Origin of the sequence: Paenibacillus sp. FSL R5-0378 (assembly GCF_038009285.1) — a bacterium.
Classification (GTDB): Bacteria; Bacillota; Bacilli; order Paenibacillales; family Paenibacillaceae; genus Paenibacillus_AQ; species Paenibacillus_AQ favisporus.
Genome location: NZ_JBBPAY010000001.1, coordinates 6,496,697 through 6,516,867, shown reverse-complemented (window position 1 = coordinate 6,516,867; position 20,171 = coordinate 6,496,697). Strand labels below are relative to the sequence as shown.

General features: G+C 55.0%; 20 protein-coding genes. 11 read left to right on the top strand and 9 right to left on the bottom strand.

Annotation, left to right across the window (positions count from 1 at the left end; genetic code table 11):
- Window positions 1-10 precede the first annotated feature (10 nt).
- The 3 genes from MKY74_RS30245 to MKY74_RS30235 all read right to left on the bottom strand — a co-directional run bounded on the left by MKY74_RS30245 (window position 11) and on the right by MKY74_RS30235 (window position 1,650).
- Complete coding sequence (locus MKY74_RS30245; protein WP_076173624.1) at window positions 11-823, bottom strand: arsenite methyltransferase; 813 nt, start codon at window positions 821-823, stop codon at window positions 11-13.
- A 53-nt stretch (window positions 824-876) separates the two neighbouring features.
- Window positions 877-1,065: a hypothetical protein gene (locus tag MKY74_RS30240; RefSeq protein WP_076173625.1), complete on the bottom strand. Its 189-nt coding sequence runs from the start codon at window positions 1,063-1,065 to the stop codon at window positions 877-879.
- A gap of 135 nt (window positions 1,066-1,200) precedes the next feature.
- Window positions 1,201-1,650 carry a MarR family winged helix-turn-helix transcriptional regulator gene (locus MKY74_RS30235; RefSeq protein WP_076173626.1) on the bottom strand — a complete coding sequence of 150 codons (450 nt, stop codon included), beginning with the start codon at window positions 1,648-1,650 and terminating at the stop codon, window positions 1,201-1,203.
- A gap of 156 nt (window positions 1,651-1,806) precedes the next feature.
- On the opposite strand from MKY74_RS30235, the gene MKY74_RS30230 reads away from it, so the two are divergent.
- The 3 genes from MKY74_RS30230 to arsC all read left to right on the top strand — a co-directional run bounded on the left by MKY74_RS30230 (window position 1,807) and on the right by arsC (window position 3,968).
- Entirely contained in the window at window positions 1,807-2,133 is a 327-nt protein-coding gene (locus tag MKY74_RS30230; protein ID WP_076173627.1) for an ArsR/SmtB family transcription factor, read from the top strand.
- A gap of 92 nt (window positions 2,134-2,225) precedes the next feature.
- Window positions 2,226-3,521: an arsenic transporter gene (locus MKY74_RS30225; protein WP_076173628.1), complete on the top strand. Its 1,296-nt coding sequence runs from the start codon at window positions 2,226-2,228 to the stop codon at window positions 3,519-3,521.
- A 27-nt stretch (window positions 3,522-3,548) separates the two neighbouring features.
- Window positions 3,549-3,968 (top strand): arsenate reductase (thioredoxin), encoded by a 420-nt coding sequence (gene arsC, locus MKY74_RS30220; protein ID WP_076173629.1) that lies wholly within the window; start codon window positions 3,549-3,551, stop codon window positions 3,966-3,968.
- Window positions 3,969-4,109: 141 nt separating this feature from the next.
- Here the strand turns inward: arsC and MKY74_RS30215 are convergent, their stop codons facing one another.
- Window positions 4,110-5,609, bottom strand: coding sequence for an MDR family MFS transporter (locus MKY74_RS30215; RefSeq protein ID WP_244169370.1), 1,500 nt, complete (start codon window positions 5,607-5,609; stop codon window positions 4,110-4,112).
- Window positions 5,610-5,690: 81 nt separating this feature from the next.
- On the bottom strand, window positions 5,691-6,710 hold the full coding sequence (locus MKY74_RS30210) for an aldo/keto reductase (protein WP_076173631.1): 1,020 nt from the start codon (window positions 6,708-6,710) through the stop codon (window positions 5,691-5,693).
- Window positions 6,711-6,871: 161 nt separating this feature from the next.
- Here MKY74_RS30210 and MKY74_RS30205 point away from each other — a divergent pair, with 161 nt between their 5' ends.
- On the top strand, window positions 6,872-7,786 hold the full coding sequence (locus tag MKY74_RS30205; protein ID WP_208629373.1) for a helix-turn-helix transcriptional regulator: 915 nt from the start codon (window positions 6,872-6,874) through the stop codon (window positions 7,784-7,786).
- Window positions 7,787-7,842: 56 nt separating this feature from the next.
- Here MKY74_RS30205 and MKY74_RS30200 read toward each other — a convergent pair whose 3' ends face one another.
- Window positions 7,843-8,763, bottom strand: coding sequence for an AEC family transporter (locus MKY74_RS30200; protein WP_076173632.1), 921 nt, complete (start codon window positions 8,761-8,763; stop codon window positions 7,843-7,845).
- 439 nt (window positions 8,764-9,202) lie between these two features.
- On the opposite strand from MKY74_RS30200, the gene MKY74_RS30195 reads away from it, so the two are divergent.
- Entirely contained in the window at window positions 9,203-9,667 is a 465-nt protein-coding gene (locus tag MKY74_RS30195; protein ID WP_144025488.1) for a hypothetical protein, read from the top strand.
- Between the two features lie 77 nt (window positions 9,668-9,744).
- Here MKY74_RS30195 and MKY74_RS30190 read toward each other — a convergent pair whose 3' ends face one another.
- Together MKY74_RS30190 and MKY74_RS30185 are read right to left on the bottom strand one after the other, a co-directional pair.
- Window positions 9,745-10,383: an NAD(P)-dependent oxidoreductase gene (locus MKY74_RS30190; RefSeq protein ID WP_076173634.1), complete on the bottom strand. Its 639-nt coding sequence runs from the start codon at window positions 10,381-10,383 to the stop codon at window positions 9,745-9,747.
- Between the two features lie 141 nt (window positions 10,384-10,524).
- The gene (locus tag MKY74_RS30185) at window positions 10,525-10,953 is read right to left on the bottom strand and encodes an Rrf2 family transcriptional regulator (RefSeq protein ID WP_076173635.1); all 429 of its coding nucleotides are present in this window, start codon (window positions 10,951-10,953) and stop codon (window positions 10,525-10,527) included.
- Between the two features lie 295 nt (window positions 10,954-11,248).
- On the opposite strand from MKY74_RS30185, the gene MKY74_RS30180 reads away from it, so the two are divergent.
- Entirely contained in the window at window positions 11,249-12,358 is a 1,110-nt protein-coding gene (locus MKY74_RS30180) for a glycosyltransferase family 2 protein (RefSeq protein ID WP_076173636.1), read from the top strand.
- Entirely contained in the window at window positions 12,355-12,972 is a 618-nt protein-coding gene (locus MKY74_RS30175) for a glycerol-3-phosphate acyltransferase (protein WP_341013552.1), read from the top strand. Before MKY74_RS30180 ends, MKY74_RS30175 begins: the two co-directional genes overlap by 4 nt.
- Window positions 12,973-13,105: 133 nt before the next feature.
- On the opposite strand, the gene MKY74_RS30170 is transcribed toward MKY74_RS30175, so the two are convergent.
- Window positions 13,106-13,834 (bottom strand): FadR/GntR family transcriptional regulator, encoded by a 729-nt coding sequence (locus MKY74_RS30170; protein WP_076173637.1) that lies wholly within the window; start codon window positions 13,832-13,834, stop codon window positions 13,106-13,108.
- A gap of 205 nt (window positions 13,835-14,039) precedes the next feature.
- Here MKY74_RS30170 and MKY74_RS30165 point away from each other — a divergent pair, with 205 nt between their 5' ends.
- The 4 genes from MKY74_RS30165 (at window position 14,040) to MKY74_RS30150 (ending at window position 20,067) form a co-directional block, all read left to right on the top strand.
- Window positions 14,040-15,455, top strand: a complete 1,416-nt coding sequence (locus MKY74_RS30165; protein ID WP_076173638.1) for an FAD-binding oxidoreductase — start codon at window positions 14,040-14,042, stop codon at window positions 15,453-15,455.
- The gene (locus MKY74_RS30160; RefSeq protein ID WP_076173639.1) at window positions 15,448-16,815 is read left to right on the top strand and encodes a (Fe-S)-binding protein; all 1,368 of its coding nucleotides are present in this window, start codon (window positions 15,448-15,450) and stop codon (window positions 16,813-16,815) included. Before MKY74_RS30165 ends, MKY74_RS30160 begins: the two co-directional genes overlap by 8 nt.
- Window positions 16,816-17,023: 208 nt before the next feature.
- Window positions 17,024-18,766, top strand: a complete 1,743-nt coding sequence (gene nagZ, locus MKY74_RS30155) for a beta-N-acetylhexosaminidase (protein WP_076173640.1) — start codon at window positions 17,024-17,026, stop codon at window positions 18,764-18,766.
- A gap of 197 nt (window positions 18,767-18,963) precedes the next feature.
- Window positions 18,964-20,067, top strand: a complete 1,104-nt coding sequence (locus MKY74_RS30150; protein WP_076173641.1) for a Leu/Phe/Val dehydrogenase — start codon at window positions 18,964-18,966, stop codon at window positions 20,065-20,067.
- Window positions 20,068-20,171 lie beyond the last annotated feature (104 nt).

Here is a 20,171-nt window from a genome sequence, read left to right as displayed (position 1 = left end):
TTCCACGATCTTAAGGCTTGGTGGCTTGGATGACAGCCGAAACAATGTAATCCTCAATATTCGATCCTTGGACCCAATCCTTAATAAAAGCTTTGGACTCATCCTTAGGTTCAACGCTAATGTTTGTAAACCCGCTTTGACTAAGCATCGCTTCTATTTCGCTGACGGAAGAAGCCCCTGAAATGCAGCCTGAATACAATTCATCCAGGTCGTTTTTGATCTCGGGAGGTAAATCTGCTGTTGTAACGATATCCGAAATGGCCAGCCGGCCTCCGCTTTTTAGCACCCGAAAAGAATCGTGAAACACCTGCTGCTTATCTGGAGACAGATTGACCACACAGTTCGAAATAATGGCATCTACCGTGTGATCAGCGACGGGAAGGTGCTCAATTTCCCCCAGACGAAAATCGGTGTTCTTGAAATGGCCTTTCACTGCATTGCTGCGTGCACGGCTGACCATTTCGGGAGTCATGTCGACACCGATGACTTTACCGGTATCTCCTACCTGGCGCGATGCCAGAAAACAGTCAAATCCGCCGCCGCTTCCCAAATCCAGCACGACTTCACCAGCCTTTAAAGAAGCAATCGCCTGCGGGTTACCACATCCCAAACCAAGGTTTGCGCCTTCTGGTGCCGCGTTTAATTCGTCGTCAGAGTAACCTAATCGGCTCGAGATCGAATTAAAATCGGAAGGCGTGCTGCAGCAGCTGGCTTGGCTGTTGTCCGGTTGGCAGCAAGATCCAGCATTCATCTCAGCAACGGCAATCTGCTTATATCGGCTACGAACGTTTTGGCGGATTTCATCATTCGTTAACTTTGACATGGATAACACTCCTTAGAATAGGTTTGGATTCGATTTCAATGGTCAGCAGCACTTTAGCAGCAAGCCTGAATGGGTGGAGAGCAGCAAGGAACTGTCTTCGCTTTACGGACAGAGTCCAGGAACTTATACCGGCCCATTTTTGGTTTTTCCGCGGACCATTTCCATGCCTGCCGAGCCGTTTTTTGCACTTGCTGTTCGTTCATTTTCATCAGGTACTCGGCGGTGTAAAAGTGATCGTACATCGAAGGACCTCCTTAAAGGGTTGTGTATGTTGAATGACCCGCTGCTGGAAGCAGCAAAGCCATTTGACATCAGATCAAAGGATTGCACATGATGAAAATTAATTGCAAACTGCAAGTAATGAAAGGTAAAAAAAATTACCCTAGCATCGGTTTGCAGCAATAATCGGATTTGGCCATCGCTTCATTCATTAATTTAATGGACCGGAGAACGGTCTCTTTCTCAAACTCGGTCATAAAAGAAAATACATCATCCAAATAAGCGTTCATTTGATGGTCGATGGTGGCGGCGACGTACTTCCCTTCAACCGTTAGTGCGAGCGTTGAAACCCGGCGATCTGTGGGATCAGGCGTCTTTTTGATCAGGTTCATTTTGATCAGTGATTGTACCTGGCGGCTGAATGTTGTGATATCGGTGCCTAATGTTTCCGCGATCTGTTGGATCGAAGGATGATGCTGGCGGTCGACCTCAAACAAAATGTGGCTTTGAACCGGTGTGAGATCGTGCCCACCCACGGTACAGCAATTTTTATTGAGTAAGCCAAAGCGGCGGGTCATGATTTGGAATAGTTCGCGAGTGCTTTCCATGGCGTTTTTTCACCTCGTGATTCATTTATACTGTATTTGTTTGCAAAATGCAAATGTTTTTTTGGATACAGATGCATTTCTATGGATTTGATTTTTATTTCTCATCATCATATCATATAATCATTCGCTTATATATCACGAAAAGGAGGGACCCTTGTGGAACAAATTCGCGAAATGGCGGATAAGCTAAAGCTACTCAGCGATAACACCCGCCTTACCATATTATCCTTGCTTAAGGACCGGGAATTTTGCGTTTGTGAGCTTGTTGAGATTCTGGAAGTTTCCCAGCCTGCAGTAAGCCAGCATTTAAGAAAGCTGAAATCTCAGGGACTGGTGAAGGAAAGCAAACGCGGACAATGGGTGTACTACTCCCTCAATGTAGTTGATAAACCGTATATCAAGGCTGTATTGGATCACACGCCCGATTCCCAAACCATATTAACCGCATTAAACAAAGAACATTTAACTTCCGTGTGCAAGTAAGTTTTCTTTTGTTGATCATATAAGTACATAGTTATATAATGATTTGCGAATGTTTACAAACAAGATCAGCGACAGTTCGCACGGAGGTTGAAATGGTAACCGTTGTATTGGCTTGCGTCATATTTTTGATCACATTAGTTCTCGTCATCTGGCAGCCCAAAAACCTGTCGATCGGGTGGTCAGCCTGCGGAGGCGCAGTTCTTGCTCTGCTCCTTGGGGTTGTCCGGTTCCAGGATGTTTGGGATGTCACACAAATCGTATGGAATGCTACGCTCGCTTTTGTAGCCATTATCCTTATTTCGCTTATTCTGGACAGCATCGGATTTTTCGAGTGGGCTGCGCTCCATATGGCAAGGGCCGCCCGTGGCAGCGGTCTGCGGATGTTTATTTATGTCTCGTTCCTCGGTGCCGTTGTGGCTGCATTTTTTGCAAATGACGGTGCTGCGCTGATCCTGACGCCGATCGTTCTCGCGATGATGCGGGCGCTCAGATTCGATGAAAAGAAGGTGTTCCCGTTCATTATCGCCAGCGGGTTTATTGCAGATACGACCTCACTGCCGCTGGTTGTCAGCAACCTCGTAAATATCGTGTCTGCTGACTTCTTCGGTATTTCCTTCATGGAATACGCCGGCCATATGATCATCCCGGATTTATTTGCTCTAGGAGCCAGCATCATCGTTCTCTACCTGTTCTTCCGAAAGAGCATCCCCGCGAAGTTTGATGCCGCCGATCTAAGGAACCCGGAGGATGCGATCAAGGATCCTGCCATGTTCAGATTGTCCTGGGTTGTGCTTGCCATTCTGCTGGTTGGATATTTTGCGAGCGAATTTTTAAATATACCGGTATCCATCGTCGCTGGTGTCATAGCGATCTTCTTTTTGCTTATGGCAAGAAAAAGTCCAATCGTTCCGGTCAAGGATGTGGTTAAGGGGGCCCCGTGGGCCATCGTCTTTTTCTCCATTGGCATGTATGTGGTGGTGTATGGCTTGCGGAATGCCGGGCTGACGGACTTATTAGCTCAAGTCATTCAGTCGGCAGCTGATCAGGGATTGTTTGCGGCGACGATCTCAATGGGCTTTATATCTGCCGTGCTGTCATCTGTAATGAACAATTTGCCAACCGTTATGATTGATGCCCTGGCCATACAATCCACCCACACCACCGATGCCATCAAAGAGGCTCTGGCGTATGCAAATGTCATCGGTTCCGACTTAGGGCCGAAGATGACCCCGATTGGATCACTGGCGACACTCCTATGGCTTCATGTGCTGTCCGCGAAAGGGGTCAAAATCTCCTGGGGGACGTATTTTAGAACCGGCATCATCCTGACGATTCCTACCCTTTTGATTACGCTGCTGGGCCTGTATTTGTGGCTAGCGATTTTATAATTTTCATATCCAAGGAGACATGCTCATATGAACAAGAAAACAATTTACTTTTTGTGCACAGGCAACTCCTGCCGGAGTCAAATGGCTGAAGGCTGGGCGAAAAAATACCTGGGTGACGACTGGAATGTGCACAGTGCGGGCATTGAAGCTCACGGGCTCAATCCCAATGCCGTCAAAGCCATGGAAGAAGCAGGGATTGATATATCCGGTCAAACCTCTGATATCATTGATTCCACACTCCTTAACGAGGCTGATTTCGTGGTGACCCTCTGCGGCGATGCGGCTGACAAATGCCCCGTCACACCGCCGCAAGTCAGACGTGAGCATTGGGGATTTGACGATCCGGCGAAAGCCCAGGGTACAGAGGAAGAGAAGTGGGCCGTATTTCAACGTGTGCGCGATCAGATTGGCGAAAGAATCGAGCGATTTGCCAAAACGGGGGAATAGAAGCAGGGGATAGCTGGAAATAAAATAGCGAGAGTCCGGGGTTTTTTTGTCCCAAGACTGTCGCTATTTATTTTGGATTGCCATGCATGGCTAGAGAAGCGTTCAGCCACATTTATAAGTTTAGAACGACGGCCAGCCGGCTCAGCTGTGTCCCGACTCGGCCGCCGCTTCCTTGCTGGTGAGCACTCCCTTTTTCAAAAACCAGGTGATCACAAAGGAGACCAGGATAAACACGAACGCGATGCCGAACAAGTTTTGGAACGCGTCCACAAAGACGGTCTGCACCTTCAGCACCAAGTCCGGCGCCAGATTTGCCGGGATGCCTCCCGTGGCCAGGTGCTCTGCGCTTCCTTCAGGAAGCTGTCCGGCAATGGAGGAGACGCCATCCTTGATATGCTTGGCAAGGAGGCTGCCGAAGACGCTGAGGCCGATCGTCGTACCGAGCGACTGGATCAGCTGCACGGTGCCGAGCGCAATGCCGCTGTTTTCCTTGGACACCGATTCCTGCACGATCAGATTGTCGCCGCCGAACAGGGCGCCGAGGCCGAGGCCCAGAATAAAGAAGGAAGCGACGATATACACCACGGAGGTGTGAATGCCGAGCTGCGTCAGCAGATAGATGCCGATGACCGGCAGGATAAAGCAGATGATAAACAGATTGCGGTATGGAACCCGGGTGATTAAAAATCCGTTAACGATGCTTGACGGAATGGCGCCGGCCATAAACGCCAGCATCAGATACCCGGATTGCGTCGGTGTCAGCCCCATCACATTTTGGGCAAAGTACGGGAAGGTGGCGATGCCGCCCATCAGGCCCAGCATGAGAATAAAGACCAGCAGCGACAGCACGACTACATTACGGTTACGGAACAAATGCAGCGGGATAATCGGCTCCTTGACCTTCGTCTCGATCCAGATAAACAGACCGAGCAGCAAGGCGCCGATAACCAGCAGCCCGATAATCGTTGGCGAAGACCAGGCCAGACCCTGGTTATCGACCAGAACCGGTGACATTAGCAGGGACAGCATGCTTAAGGTAAGCACCGATGAACCAAGCCAGTCGATCGGCTTCTTCTCGTCTCCGCGCGATTCCCGCATGCCGATTCCGAGCACCAGGGCGGCGATCAGGCCAACCGGAATGTTAATCAGGAACACCCAGTGCCAGTTGACGTGACCGACCAAATATCCGCCCACCGTCGGACCCAGCAGCTGGGGAATGATCATCATGGGGCCGAACAGGCTCTGGATTTTGGCGCGTTTCTCCAGCGGGTACGAATCTCCGATGATGGCTAAGGCGATCGGCATGAGCCCCCCGGCTCCAATGCCCTGAATGCCCCGGCCGACAAGCAGCACCGTCATCGATGGAGCGAGGCCGCATACGATCGAGCCTGCGATAAAGAGCGCCATGCAGCTTAAATAAACGACTTTCCGGCCGTAAATGTCGGCCAGCTTGCCGAGGATCGGCATGAAAATGGTCGCAGCCAGCATATAAATGCCGGCGACCCAGCCGTACAGCGCCAGGCCGTGCAAATCGCGGATGATGGTAGGCATCGCCGTAGATACGACGGTTTCGTCCAGCTCCGCAAAAATCAGACCGATCATCAGTCCGATCAAAATCAGCGTGTTTCGATTTGATTTCACTCCAAACTCCCTCATTTCTCTATTTGCTTTTTTGGAATGAAACCAAAATACACGATGTTTATGAACTGAATATGAACGAACTTACCCCAGCGCTTTCATGTGCTCCGCATCCAGCATCGAATCGGCAAACCAATTCGGGTAGAGCGGGCGCGGCTGTGTGGTTTGATCCAGCAGCAGCATCTCCTCAGCCGTCAGCTCCAGGTCGATGGCTTTCAAATTGTCCTCCAGCTGGCTCATTTTGCTGGCGCCCACCAGGACGCTGCTGACGCCGGCTTTGGACAGCAGCCAGGCAAGCGATACCTGTGCAGCCGTCACGCCATGCGCATCGGCGATGCTGTGAACGTGGTCCAGCACGGCAAAACCCCATTCCTTGTCGAACGGAATGATGTCAAAGCCGCTCAGCCGTCCGTCCGGATCCTGCAAATTGCTGCGGGAATACTTACCGCTTAGAAATCCGCCGGCCAGCGGGCTCCATACCGTCAGCCCGACGCCCGCGTCCTTCATGAACGGCAGGATATCGTACTCGACGTCCCTGCCGACCAGGGAATAATACATCTGTCCGCTAATGAAGGTGGCCCAGCCCCGTTCGCGCTGGATTTGCACCGCCTTGGCCGCCAGCCAGGCCGGCCAGTTGGAGAAGCCGATATAGCGGACTTTTCCCTGCCGGACCAAGTCGTTCAGCGCTTCGAGCGTTTCTTCCAGCGGCGTGAAGGGATCCGTCTTGTGAACGATGTACAAATCGATGTAATCGGTGCCGAGGCGTTTCAGGCTCGCCTCTGCGGCGGCAAACAAATGCTTGCGGGACAAGCCCGACTGAACAAGCGCAGGTCCCGCACGGAAGCCGCCTTTGGTGGCAATAACCACTTCCTGCCGCCTTGATCCTAGCAGCTGCCCCAGCATTTCCTCACTTTGCCCGTCGGCATAACCATCCGCGGTATCGAAGAAATTGATGCCTGCCGCCAGCGCCTCGTCCACAAGCTGCCGGGCAGCTGATTGGCCTACCTTATAGACGCTCGGGAGGTTTCCCGTGCCAAAAGTCATTGCTCCGAATGCCAGTTTGGACACGATCAGTCCCGAGTTTCCGAGTCTTGCATATTTCATGATTCAACGCCTCCATTCTTGTTATAGGGTTGGTGCCCTTCTTGAACCCAAGTATACGGGGAATCCGGGGACGGTTTCTTGAACCGGTTGATCATCTTTTTTGAACAAAATGCTCATTTGGGCCGAAGTACCCTTTGTCAGGGAAGGAAGCAGCGTTTAGAATGGAAAAAAAAGCGTTTCATTTGCATCCAAGCGGCAGGGAGGAGAACGCATTGCCGATACGGCCAGCAGTGGGAAAGGGTGAAAACAGGATCGTGGAGAAGCCGGAGTATACGTTGTCCAGTCTGGAGCAAGTCCCCCCGCAGGAAGCCTTTGAGCCGGTATTAACGGGGCACCTCATGGTCATTCACCGTACCAAGGAGCCGGTCCGCGTGTTTGAGCGGTCCGACGGATACAGCGGGGAAGGGGTGGCCTGGCCGGGACATATCAACGTATTCTCTGCAGGCGACATGTCTCTGTGCCGGTGGGACAGGGAGCTGGATTTCTTCCGTCTCGACCTGAGCCCTGATCTGGTCCAAAAGGTAGCCGGTGAGCTGGAGCTCCCCGGAGGAGCCAGGCAGATCGATTTCGCGACACAGATCCGGCTGCAGGATGAACGGCTCGTCCAGCTGGTCCGCTGGCTCCACGAAGAGCAGCAGAGCGGGGGGATGGGCGGCAGGCTCTACTCGGATTCCTTGATGCGCATGCTCACCGTCCATATGCTCGACCGCTACGGTTCAGGCACCAAAGCCGGGGGCCGGGCGGCCCCGCATAAGCTGGAAAAAAATCAGCTGGATCAAGCGCTGCAGTACATCGACGCATTTCTGGACCAGGATATCTCTCTCGAAGACCTGGCTGCAGCCGCTCATATCAGCTCGTCCCATCTGGTAAGACTGTTTAAGCAGACCACAGGCCTGCCGCCGCACCAGTATATGATCCGGGAGCGGATCCGCAGGTCACAGCAGCTGCTGCTGTCCGGTCTTCCCGTTCACGAAGTGGCGGCAGTGCTTAACTTCAGCGACCAAAGCCATTTTCACCGGCATTTCAAGCGGGTGCTCGGCGTTACGCCGCGCCAATTCGTCCTTGGTTCCCGCTAGGGCAGGAGCAGACTTGGCCGATATATACAAAAAAATAGAGGCATTTCGCCTCTATTTCAGAACATTTTCGCCAGTGAAATCAATCCCGTAATCGTAATAATGTTAAACAGCGTGGAAATCAGGACGGTTTGCGCCGCAAAATCGGGCTCGTTGTTGTACTCTTCCGCTAAAATCGACGTGTTGACCCCGGTCGGCATGCCGGATGCGATGAGCAGCGCCTGGGCCGGAATCCCCTTCATTCCAAGCGCAAACACGAGTGTTACGCCGATGACCGGGCCGATGATGAGGCGGAGGAACAGGCTGATATATACGTCCACACGGTACAGTTTGAGCGGATACTTGACGATCTGGGCTCCCAGCGTCAGCAGGGCGACGGCCACCATCGACTGCTGGGCATAGGTGAGCGGCTGCGATACGAACAGGGGCAGCGGGGCATGCACAGCATGCAGCACGATTCCGAGCACGAGCGCATACGGGACCGGCATTTTCAGAAAACCGATAATCATGCTGCGGTAATTGCCTTTCAGCTTGGCGCCCTGGATCGATATGACTCCATAAGTGAACGTCAGGAGGCTCTGCAGCGACATGATCAGCGCCTGCATGGAGCTGGCGAGGGGGTCTCCCTTGAACACCAGGGCATTGATCGGCATCCCGTAGTTGCCCGAGTTGTCCAGCATGATGCTGTTGTTGAACGCGGCGCGCATGCTTTTGGTGAATTTCAGCGGGCGGGCGACCAAGGTCCCTATCACGTATAGAATGAATACATATAATGCATAAAAGAGTGTCACATTCCCGAGCAGCTCGCCCGACATATCCGAATGATACATGCTCATAAAGACGGCGGCAGGGGTTATGCAGTAAAAATTGATTTTGGCCAGTGTGTACAAATCCAGGCGGAACACGCGCTGCATCCATGAACCGATTCCAATCAGCACAAAGACGGGCAGCACCACTTCCAGAAGTATGTCTCCAATCATAGCTCAGCTTCCTTTTTCGAGATCATTGTCATGATGTATTTGAAACCAACCTCTTCATTATAGCACCGTACCTGGAGCCGTGATGAAAAAAATAGGGAGGAAGCAGGAAGCGGGAGGGCCACTTTGCCATGGCGAATCCCCAATACTACACTAATTGTTGGAGAAAGCTATTTAATATGGAAAACCCTTCATTTTGATGCAGAAAAAACCGAAATATACAACAAGGAGTGCCAGCAGTTATCAAGCCTAAAGCCCGCAGCGGTCAAGATGGGAACGTTCCCGTCTTGATGAGCGATACAAGAAGCCGCAGGCGGCAAGCACTTCCGGCAGTCTATATGCCGACACTCAAGATGAGTATGCACCCCCTTACTTCGCGCCGGCAAGCCATACCGGCTTCAGTTCCTGCAGAAGTGCTGCTCCAAGGGAGGTATGAATGGGAATGAGTCCATACACAACAAACTCGAGCCTGGTGAAAGAAAGGGAACTTAACGCGGATGGGGATTCCCTCCAGTCCGCCAAGACCCGAATTTGGAGTGAATTATCCAGGAGTCATATGAATCTGGCGATCCTGCTCAAAGACGAGGGACAGCTGCAGCCGGCACTGATTCTCGCCCATATGGCGGCGAAAACCAAGCTGAAGGAGATCGCTTTGCATCTTAGGCTCGATGTCCCTCCGGATTGCATGCCCTACGAGGATTTAATTGGCCGGGCACGGGAAATCGCGTTAATCGATTTGGAGACGGAGCTGTTCCTGAACACGCTCAGCTATATTGCCGAGCCGGAAAATATGTCGCTTCTCAAAGATATGCACGCCGAGCATGTGGACATGATGTTGGAACGGGTTCGCGCCCTTTTGGAGGAGATGAGCTGGAAGGCCGCTCCTTCGATGATGAGATCGAAATAAGCGTGAAACTGCCTTTTCCGGTAAGTAAAAGAGACGGTCCCAAGAAAGGGGATCGTCTCTTTTGTCAATAAATCTAATTATTTGGCTTCGCCTACAACGGTGAACCGTTCGTTCCGATGCTGCGGATGCTCGATTTCATCAAGGACGGCAATCGCGTAGTCCGCGTAGCTGATATAGCTGCTGCCGGCTGAGTTGACGAGAAGCTGGTCCTTTCCGGCCTGGTAGGAGCCGGTTCTTGCCCCTTCGGGATCAAAAAAGGCCGACGGACTGATAAAGGTCCACTGAATCCCGCTGGACTGCTGCAGATCCTCGAGGTTTTTGCCCTGATTGGATGCCGTAGCAAAGTATTCCTTCGGAAAATCTGGCGTATCCATAACGCGGGTGATCTGTGCTTCGTCGACAAACAGGCTGCCTGCGCCCCCCACGACGATGAGCCGGGTCGACGGTGCGTCCTTCAGGGCGGAAATCAGCGATCTTCCGGCTTCGACGTGAAGATGCTCGTCCCCGGGCTTGGCGCCGAAGGCGTTGACGACAACATCAAACGGCTTCACATCTTCAGCCGTCAGGTCAAACACATCTTTCTCCAGAACGCTGACGTTCCCCGTAACGCGGCCTGCATCACGAACGATCGCCGTTACCTGGTGTCCTCGGTTCAGCGCTTCCTCTACAATAAGGCGTCCAGCCTTGCCGCTGGCTCCAATAACTCCAATATTCATAAAAAATTCCCTCCTGATTATCATGTGTATTCTTGTAACTATTGTAGTTACATGTTGGGCGAATGTCAAATCAAAAAGGATGGCAAACCTTCAACACGAAAAAAACACGCCCCTCTTCCGGGTCGGGAGTCGGGGCGTGCGTTACATTTCAAGCGCTTCGATGTCTTGGATGATGTCCTGGAGCTTAACGGCAGCGAGCACGTTCTCCATCGCTTTCTGGGCGCTGGTGAACAGCGGGACGATCACCCCCTGGATGTTGCGGCCCACCGTGCAATCCGGATTGGGAGAATCATGGACGCCGAACAGGCCGTTCTCCTCCACGACGTTAACCGCATTATAAATGTCCAGCAGCGTTATATCACTAGGATCCTTGGCCAGCTTGGCACCGGGGACCCCCGGCTTCACTTCGACCAATCCCGCCTTGCTGAGCATGCCTGTAATTCTCCGGATCACGACCGGGTTCGTGTTGACGCTTGAAGCTATAAAATCAGACGTATTGGTACCCGTCTTGTTGACTTCCAGAATCGAAAGGATATGAATAGCCACGGAAAACCGGCTGCTGATATTCATGGATTATGCCTCCTTGCCGCCGCCCTGTACTGGGAGTAATAAGATTATTTTATCATAAAAGGCGTTCTGCTGCGCAGCATGGCCCGAAGGGGCCAGAAAGTTTTCAGAAGGGATGGTACAATCCGCGAATCCTTGGCCAAGGGGCTGGAATATAATGTATTGAAAAGGGAGAAATGCTCGGCTACACTATGGTTGCATCATTCAACGATAACGCTTCATGACAGATCCGGCAGACGCACGAAAGGCTCTAACCTTCCAAGGTTCCAGCTACTTTAGAGAGATGGGGTTGTTGGCTATGGGGCTTTACCTGTTTCTTTACCTGTTATTTGTTATCGGCATCCTTTCCGGGATTGTGTTGTTCCGCAAAAATCAGGTCCCTCGCAGCGTTGGCGCAGGGCGGCAGGCGGGGGCTAAGCTCTCCGTGATCATTCCGGCACGGAATGAGGAGAAGAATCTGGCTTTTCTCCTGGAATCGCTCCGGGCTCAAAGCTTGCAGCCGCATGAGATCATTGTCGTCGACGACGGCTCGCAGGACCGGACCCGGGACGTCGCCGCGGGCTTCGGGGTGACCATCGTGCAGAATCCGCCGCTTCCTCCCGGATGGACGGGAAAAACATGGGCCGTGTGGAACGGCTACCTTCATGCTTCCGGGGATACGTTCGTTTTTCTGGATGCCGACATCCGCTTGTCACCGTATGCGCTGGATTCGCTTCTGCAGCTTCGCTCCCGCACCGGTGGCGTCATTTCCGTCGTCCCCTTTCATCACACCGAGAAATTTTACGAACGCCTTGCACTCATTCCGAATATTTTGGGCGTATTTGCGTTTACCTCCCCTTTTGAACGCCGCAATCTCCGGAAAGGACTTTACGGCTCCTGCATTTTGACAACAAGGCAAGATTATGAGCAAGTCGGCGGCCACAGCAGCATCCGGTCGGAAATATTGGATGATTTAAACCTGGGCGCCAAGTACATGGAAGCCGGGATCGACGTAACGAATTTTATCGGCCGGGGGATGGTATCGTTCCGTATGTACCCGCACGGTATTAAAAGCGAGCTGCAGGGATTCGGCAAAGGGGCGGTGCTGAGCACGGCCAAGCTGAGTCCATGGACGATCGTGCTGATTGCGCTCTGGTTTATCGGATTGCTCTGCTCCGCAGGGACGTTCTTTCTATGGAACACGCCATGGGGAATCCCCCTGCTCGCAGGCTACTTGCTGTACATGGCACACATCGGCTATCTGATCAAAAATGTCGGCAAATTCGGCTTCGTGATGCCTGTTCTTCATATTTTATCCACGATCTTTTTCCTGGTGGTGATGCTGTATTCCGCTTACCAGGTCATGTTTCTGGGGCATGTCATGTGGAAGGACAGGGCCGTGGATGTTGGGGGGCATAGGGAACCATGATGATCCTGCTGCTGACGGCTGTGGAATTTCTGTGCGGCTCGCTGATGTTTTCGTATTGGCTGGGCCGGGCGGCGCACAAGGATTTGAAGGCGGTGGGAGACGGGAACCCGGGTGCGTTCAACCTCTGGAACGCCGCGGGGTATAAGCTGGGTCTGGCGGGGGTGGCGCTGGACTTTTTGAAGGGATATGTGCCCCTGGTATGGATCGCCGGCAGCGGCACCGTGCACGGGTATGGCATGGTGGCTGTCGCCGCGGCCCCGGTTGCGGGGCATGCCTTCTCGCCGTTCCTGAAGTTCAAGGGAGGCAAGGCGATCGCCGTCACCTTCGGGGTATGGAGCGCCTTGACCCGGTTTGAGGTATCGCTGGCGCTGGCCGTCATTCTCGCGCTGCTGCTGATCGCCTCCAAGCTGATGAGCCGGCGGCCCTTATCCACGGAAGCGAGCGGCTTCCAGGTGGTAGCCGGCTTCATGCTCGTCTCCGTCTATCTGATCGCCCGGGGCTTCCCGGGACCATATTTGTGCATATGGCTCGTAAATCTGCTGATTCTCGTCTATACGAATAAAAGGAAGCTGGAAGTATTTTTAAAAAGGTACGGCGGGCGGCGAGGAAATTAACATGGCGTGCTGCCTATGCCGGGTAAATTGAAACGCGGGTGGGCAGGAGGCAAGGGCGGACGCTAAATCGGGCTTGCTTCTTTGGCAGCGGCATCGCGCTTTCGCCTCTGCGGCTCAGGCTTAAGCCTGGAGGTCAAAGCGGCTGGTCGCCCGCGCCTTTTTCACTGAGCACCTGCTCCACTTTGGTGATATGGGCCTCCATCCGGGCCAGGGCCTCCTTGGCATCCTGGGTCCGGATCGCCTCATAGATGGACGCATGCTCCTGCAGCAGCCGTTCGGCGGAGGAGCGCTCGGCATAGAACCACAAGGCGCGCATATCCTTCATGTTTTCATGCAGCTTGTTCGATAACGACTCCATCAAATCCAGCAGCAGCGGATTGTGCGTTGCCGCGGCGATTTGCTGATGGAATTTCACGTCCGCCTGCTCGCTGACCTGCTCATCGGCGGCGTTCTCCATTTCGCGCAGTATTTCCTCAAAAGCCGCCAGATCCGCCTCACTGCGGTTCGATGCGGCAACGGAGGCGCAGCCGGTCTCCAGCACGCGCCGGACCTCAAGCAGATGGCGCAGCGAAGCCGCACGTCCCTCCCACAAGTCCGCGTAGAGCTGTCCGGGATGTACCGGCAGCGGATCGGCGGGCGGTGTACGCACAAACGTCCCTCCGCCCTGGCGGATATCCAGCAGCCCCATCGCTTTCAGAGCGCTGAGCGCCTCGCGGATGGTCGATCTGCCCACATTGTACTGGAGCGCCAGGTCAACGACCGAGGAGAGGCGGTCCCCCGGCTGAAGCGAGCCCTCGTCCATCTGCCGCTTCAAATCATTCATTACCCACTCATATTGTTTCAACGGCCGCTGCGGATTCATCGTTCAAGCGTCCCTCCGTTTAATTTTTTACTAGTCATTCCTTGATCTACGGGGAATAAATTGTGTCTAAAATGTGACTTTCTTGAATTCAATCTATATAGATTCATTTATTTTAGTGTATACTTGATCACAATAAAAGTCATCAGATGACCTGACTAATTTCTTCGCACTGATATCGATTATGGAATGTAAAGGAGTGTTTTCCTTGCTGCAGGAAGACGTAAAACGCGAGCTTGTTGCCATTTTGGGCAGCTCTTATGTAAAGGATGATCCCCAGTCGCTGGTCACGCATTCGTATGACGGCACGCCGATGCTGCAGTCGCTGCCGGATGCGGTCGTATACCCGGAAAATACCGGCCAGGTCTCCGAAGTGATGAAGGTGCTGAGCCGGCATAAAATCCCTGTCGTCGGCCGGGGTTCGGGAACGAACCTGTGCGGCGGCACGGTGCCCGTTCAAGGCGGCGTCGTCATGGTCATGCACCGGATGAACCGGATCCTCGAGATCGATATGGAAAATTTAACGGCAATCGTTCAGCCTGGGCTAAATACGAAACAGTTTATTACGCATGTGGAGGAGCTCGGCCTGTTCTACCCGCCGGACCCGAGCAGCATGTCGATCTCGACCCTCGGCGGCAATATCGCTGAATGCTCGGGCGGCCTGCGCGGGCTGAAATACGGAACGACCAAAGATTACGTGATCGGTTTGGAGGCGGTCTTGGCGAGCGGCGACATCATTCGAACCGGCGGCAAGCTGATGAAGGATGTGGCCGGTTACGATCTGACGAAACTGCTGGTCGGTTCGGAAGGCACGCTGGCCATCATCACGGAGGCGACGCTGAAGCTGATTCCGCCGCCGAAGTACAAGAAGACGATGCTGGCGATGTATAAGGATTTGTACGGCGCGGCCCGTACGGTATCCAAAATCATCGAGAACCGGATCATCCCGGCTACCCTGGAAATTCTCGACCGCTCCACGATCCGGGTCGTGGACGATTATGCGAAGCTGGGGCTGCCGCTCGACATGGAAGCAATCCTGCTGATCGAACAGGACGGCGACATGGAAACCGTGGAGCGGGATATTGCGCTTATCACGGACATCTGCCGCAGCGAGCAAGCCGATCAAGTGAGTATCGCGGCGAGCGCGGAGGAGGCCGAGAAGCTGCTGACCGCCCGGCGCAGCGCGTTTACCGCGCTGGCAAGACTGAAGCCGACGACGATTCTCGAGGACGCGACGGTGCCGCGTTCCAAGATCGCGGATATGGTACTTGAGATCAACCGCATCGCGAAGAAATACGACGTCCAGATCTGCACCTTCGGCCATGCGGGAGACGGCAACCTTCATCCGACGGCAACGACCGATGCGCGCAATCAGGAGGAAATTCACCGGGTGGACGAAGCGTTCGAGGAAATCTTCGAAGCAGCGATCCGGCTCGGGGGAACGATTACCGGCGAGCATGGGGTCGGATTGGTGAAATCGCCGTTCCTCGAATGGAAAGTCGGGGCAGCGGGGATGGAGGTCATGAAGGCGATCAAGCAGTCCTTTGATCCGCAAAACCTGCTGAATCCGGGGAAAATGTTCGCAAAAGAAACAAGAAAACGGGTGGTGATCGATCGTGGGTAACACGGTGAACGTGAAGGAGCGGGCGAATCCGCTCGCCGAGACGCTCCGGCTGCGCCTCGATGAGGACCAGCTGACCAACTGCATGCGCTGCGGCTTCTGCCTTCCGGCGTGTCCAACCTTTGCCGAGACGGGCATCGAGGCCGAGTCGCCGCGGGGCCGGATCGCCCTGATGAAGGCCGTCGCGGATGGCATTATGGAGCCGGATGGGGCGTTCGAGGAGCAGATGAACCACTGCCTCGGCTGCCGCGCCTGCGAGCCGGCCTGTCCGGCGGGCGTCAAATACGGGCAGCTTATTGAGCAGGCAAGGGACGCGATCGAGGATCACAAGCAGCATAAACCGCTGGTGAAGGCAGCCCGTCATGCGGCGTTCAAAACGGTATTTCCGTATCAGAAGCGGATGAAGCTGGTGGGCCGAGGCCTCGAGCTGTACCAGAAGTCGGGGCTGCGGAAGGCAGCGCGGTCCACCGGTATCATGAAGCTGTTTCCGAAGCATATCAGCGATATGGAGAAAATACTGCCCGAAGCTTCGGGCAAGGGCGTGCTGGAGAAGATCGGCGCATATCACCCGGCAAAAGGCGAGAAAATCGCGACCGCAGCGCTCTTCAGAGGCTGCATTATGGATGTGCTGTTCACGGACACGAACATTCATACCGTGGATCTGCTTACCGCAGCCGGCTTCGATGTAGTGATTCCGGCGGCACAGAACTGCTGCGGCGCCCTGCATGCGCACAGCGGCGAGGCGGAAGGAGCGCGGGAACTCGCCCGCGGCAACATCCGCGCCTTCAAGGAGGCGAATGTGGACTATATCGTCTCCAATGCGGGCGGCTGCGGGGCAATCCTGACCGAATACGACCATCTGCTGCATGAAGATCCGCAGTGGCGGGATGATGCAGCCTGGTTCGCCGGGCGTGTCGTCGACGTCAGCGAGCTGCTTGTCCGTGAGGGCCGAAGCTTAAACTTCGGCGTCCCTTCGGCAGGACCTGCTCCAGAAGGGAACCCGAAGGTGAGAATCACCTACCAGGATTCCTGCCATCTGCGCAACGTGATGAAATCGGCGGACGCCCCGCGCGTTTTGATGCGCCAAGTGGAGGGCGCCGAGTTTATCGAAATGAAAAACGCCGATCGCTGCTGCGGCTCAGCCGGCATCTACAACGTGACACAGCCGGAAATGGCCGGCAGCATTCTGGATCACAAGATGGAGCATGTGGAAGCGACGCAGGCCCAGTATCTGCTGACCAGCAATCCCGGCTGCCTGCTCCAGATGAAGCACGGCATCGAGAAGGAAGGCCTCAGCGGCAGCATGAAGGCCGTCCATATCGTCGATTTTCTGCATGAGCGGCTGCAGGAGCGGACGGAATAGGCAGAAGGAATCGCAAGGGGAACCGGATCCGGCATACCGAAATTGAAATCAGAGAAATGGATCATTGAAGATTCGAATCCTATCAGAATCGATATTTTAAATCATGCTGTCATAGATTTGGGAGCGATGATGGTATTTCGCAGATACTGGAATCAGATCGGAATCAGCAGCGCAATTGATACAGCATATGAGCTAGGGGGATATCACGATGAATCAGGAACGGAAGATCGATCAGCTGATCAAGAGCATGAGCCTGCGGCAAAAAATCGGGCAGATGTTCGTTTGCGGCTTTTGGGGGACGGAAATCAGCGAGGAGCTGCGGCAGTTCATCAGCACGCATCAGATCGGCGGCGTCATTTATTTCGCCCGCAACGTGAAGACGACGGAGCAGGTGGGCAGGCTGAGCCGGGATCTGCAGCAGGCGGCCGCAGCGTCGGGGATGCTGCCGTTGTGGATTTCCATTGATCAGGAAGGCGGAATGGTCGCCCGGATCACGGAAGGCGTTGCTCTGATGCCGGGAAATATGGCGCTGGCCGCCGCGGGCTCGGCGGACTGGGTGTACGAGTCCGCGCGCGTCAGCGGGGAGGAACTGCGTTCCCTTGGCATCAACCTGAACTTTGCGCCGGTGCTCGACGTGAACAACAATCCGCTGAATCCGGTCATCGGCGTCCGTTCCTATGGGGAGTCCCCGGAAGCGGTGGCGGAGTACGGGACGCTTGCTTTCCGCGGTCTGCAGGACGCGGGCGTCGCGGCCACGGCGAAGCATTTTCCCGGGCACGGGGATACCGCCGTGGACTCCCATCTGGACCTGCCGACGATTACACACGACCGGGAGCGGATGGATGAGGTGGAGCTCGTTCCGTTCAGAAAGGCGATCGCCGAAGGCATCGACGCGGTCATGTCGGCGCATATTTATTTTCCGGCGCTAGAGCCGTCCAAGCTGCCGGTAACGCTGTCGCATGCCGTGCTGACCGGCCTGCTGCGCGAGGAGCTCGGCTACGATGGCGTCGTCATGACCGACTGCATGGAAATGAAAGCGATCGCCGAGCATTACGGCACCGTCAAGGCTGCGGTGATGGCGGTCGAAGCGGGAGCGGACACCGTCCTGATCAGCCAGACCCCGCAGCTGCAGGTGGAGGCGATGGAGGCACTGGAGCAGGCGGTCCGCTCCGGCCGAATCGCGGAGAGCCGGATCGACGCCTCCGTGCGGAGGCTGCTTGCGCTGAAGGCGAAGCGCGGACTGCTCGGGAGCCCGGCGGAGCTGGGGACACTGCGGCCGGAGCTGGACGGGCAGGTTGTCGAAGACTTGCATGGGCTGCAGGACGAGCTGGCCCAGAATGGCAAACAGGCAGCGCCCGGACTGCGGGACAAGCTCCCCGGGAGCGAAGCCCACATGGATCTGGCCCGCCGGATCAGCGAGGCAAGCATTACGCTGGTGCAAGCAAGGGATGGCATCCTGCCGCTGAAACGGGAGCGCACGCTGGTCATCTCGGTCGCGGCTGCCGCGCTGACGATCGCCGACGAAACGATCGCGAGGACGGAAAGCCTGGGCAGCGCCCTGGCCGCACAGGGGATCGACGTGAGCGACCGTCAGGTGCCGCTGGCCGAAGTGGCGGAACAGGCGGGCCGCCTTATGGAGGAAGCCGAAGGCGGGGAGGTGCGGCAGATCGTCGTGGGCACGTATAATGCGCAGTTTGACCCGGCGCAGATCAAGCTGGTCCAGGATTTGCTCGCGCTTGGCAAACCGGTCGTGGTGGCCGCGCTCCGCAATCCGTACGACCTGATGTGTTTTCCGGAAGCGTCTGCGCTGGTTGCGGCCTACGAGAGCCGTCCGCTGGCGCTTGTGAGCACCGCCAAGGCGATCGCCGGCGCTATCCCTTTCAAAGGGAGCCTGCCGGTATCGCTCGGCGCATCGTATCCCGCCGGTTGGGGGTTGCAGACGAAAGCGTGAGAAGCAGGGACAAAGCATTTTAAGACGGCGTCAGCCGTCTTTTTTGTATTCATGCCCGCCTAGTCGGGTAAAGCCCGGAAAGTCGGATAACACGGGTGAAAACTTTACTTTCAAGTCAAATCATTACTATAATGATCCTGTTACGCTTATAAGCGTGAGTAGCATGAGGCATGAATCACAATGGAGGGAACACCGATATGGAACTGTTTAGCGCAATGGAACAGTACGATTATGAGCAGCTGCTTTTTTGTCAGGACAAGTCGTCCGGACTCAAAGCGATCATTGCGATTCACGATACGACGCTCGGGCCGGCACTGGGCGGGACCCGGATGTGGACTTACGCTTCCGAGGAAGCCGCAATCGAAGACGCATTGCGCCTGGCTAAGGGCATGACCTATAAGAACGCCATTTCAGGCCTGAACCTGGGCGGAGGCAAGACGGTCATCATCGGCGATCCGAAAAAGGACAAGAACGAAGCGATGTTCCGGGCTTTCGGAAGATACATACAAGGATTGAACGGCCGCTATATTACGGCAGAGGATGTCGGAACAACGGTGGCCGACATGGATATCATTCATCAGGAGACGGATTATGTGACCGGGATCTCCCCGACCTACGGCTCGTCCGGCAATCCGTCGCCGGCGACGGCCTACGGCGTATATCAAGGCATGAAGGCCGCCGCCAAGGAAGCCTTCGGTTCCGATTCGCTGGAAGGCCGGACGATTGCGGTGCAGGGCGTCGGCAGCGTGGCTTTCCACCTGTGCGAGTATTTGCATCAGGAGGGCGCCCGGCTGATCGTGACGGATATCAACGCGGAGGCAGTCAGCCGCGCGGTGGAGAAGTATAACGCCACTGCGGTGGCGCCGGGGGATATTGTCGGCGTTGATTGCGATATTTTCTCCCCCTGTGCGCTGGGCGCCATCATCAATGATGAAAGTATTACGAAGCTGAAGGCAAAGGTTATTGCCGGCTCGGCCAACAACCAGCTGAAGGAAGCCCGGCACGGAGACCTGATTCACGAGCTGGGCATCGTCTACGCGCCGGATTACGTCATTAACGCCGGCGGCGTCATCAATATTGCCGACGAGCTGAACGGCTATAACAAGGACCGCGCCTGGAAGCAGATCAGCGGGATCTATAACAGCATCTCCCGCATCTTCGACATCTCCCGGGAAGCCGGCATCCCGACGTATGCCGCCGCGGACCGGCTTGCGCTTGAGCGCATCGAAACGCTCAAAAATACGCGCAGCCCGTTCCTGCAAAATCCGCATCATGTGCTGAGCCGCCGCTTTGGGCATTAAGCCAGAGGACCCGCTGGAAACTAAGCAGGGAATCGCTCCAGGGAACCGCTCAGATTTGTGGGGAAACACATCAACCTGCAAGCACTAAAAGGCATACCGACGGG

Bases quoted from the DNA above. Each gene is read 5' to 3' on its own strand.
- MKY74_RS30245 (WP_076173624.1), bottom strand. From the start codon at position 823: ATGTCAAAGTTAACGAATGATGAAATCCGCCAAAACGTTCGTAGCCGA.
- MKY74_RS30240 (WP_076173625.1), bottom strand. From the start codon at position 1,065: ATGTACGATCACTTTTACACCGCCGAGTACCTGATGAAAATGAACGAA.
- MKY74_RS30235 (WP_076173626.1), bottom strand. From the start codon at position 1,650: ATGGAAAGCACTCGCGAACTATTCCAAATCATGACCCGCCGCTTTGGC.
- MKY74_RS30225 (WP_076173628.1), top strand. From the start codon at position 2,226: ATGGTAACCGTTGTATTGGCTTGCGTCATATTTTTGATCACATTAGTT.
- arsC (WP_076173629.1), top strand. From the start codon at position 3,549: ATGAACAAGAAAACAATTTACTTTTTGTGCACAGGCAACTCCTGCCGG.
- MKY74_RS30210 (WP_076173631.1), bottom strand. From the start codon at position 6,710: ATGAAATATGCAAGACTCGGAAACTCGGGACTGATCGTGTCCAAACTG.
- MKY74_RS30205 (WP_208629373.1), top strand. From the start codon at position 6,872: ATGGAAAAAAAAGCGTTTCATTTGCATCCAAGCGGCAGGGAGGAGAAC.
- MKY74_RS30200 (WP_076173632.1), bottom strand. From the start codon at position 8,763: ATGATTGGAGACATACTTCTGGAAGTGGTGCTGCCCGTCTTTGTGCTG.
- MKY74_RS30195 (WP_144025488.1), top strand. From the start codon at position 9,203: ATGAGTCCATACACAACAAACTCGAGCCTGGTGAAAGAAAGGGAACTT.
- MKY74_RS30190 (WP_076173634.1), bottom strand. From the start codon at position 10,383: ATGAATATTGGAGTTATTGGAGCCAGCGGCAAGGCTGGACGCCTTATT.
- MKY74_RS30185 (WP_076173635.1), bottom strand. From the start codon at position 10,953: ATGAATATCAGCAGCCGGTTTTCCGTGGCTATTCATATCCTTTCGATT.
- MKY74_RS30180 (WP_076173636.1), top strand. From the start codon at position 11,249: ATGGGGCTTTACCTGTTTCTTTACCTGTTATTTGTTATCGGCATCCTT.
- MKY74_RS30175 (WP_341013552.1), top strand. From the start codon at position 12,355: ATGATGATCCTGCTGCTGACGGCTGTGGAATTTCTGTGCGGCTCGCTG.
- MKY74_RS30170 (WP_076173637.1), bottom strand. From the start codon at position 13,834: ATGAATCCGCAGCGGCCGTTGAAACAATATGAGTGGGTAATGAATGAT.
- nagZ (WP_076173640.1), top strand. From the start codon at position 17,024: ATGAATCAGGAACGGAAGATCGATCAGCTGATCAAGAGCATGAGCCTG.
- MKY74_RS30150 (WP_076173641.1), top strand. From the start codon at position 18,964: ATGGAACTGTTTAGCGCAATGGAACAGTACGATTATGAGCAGCTGCTT.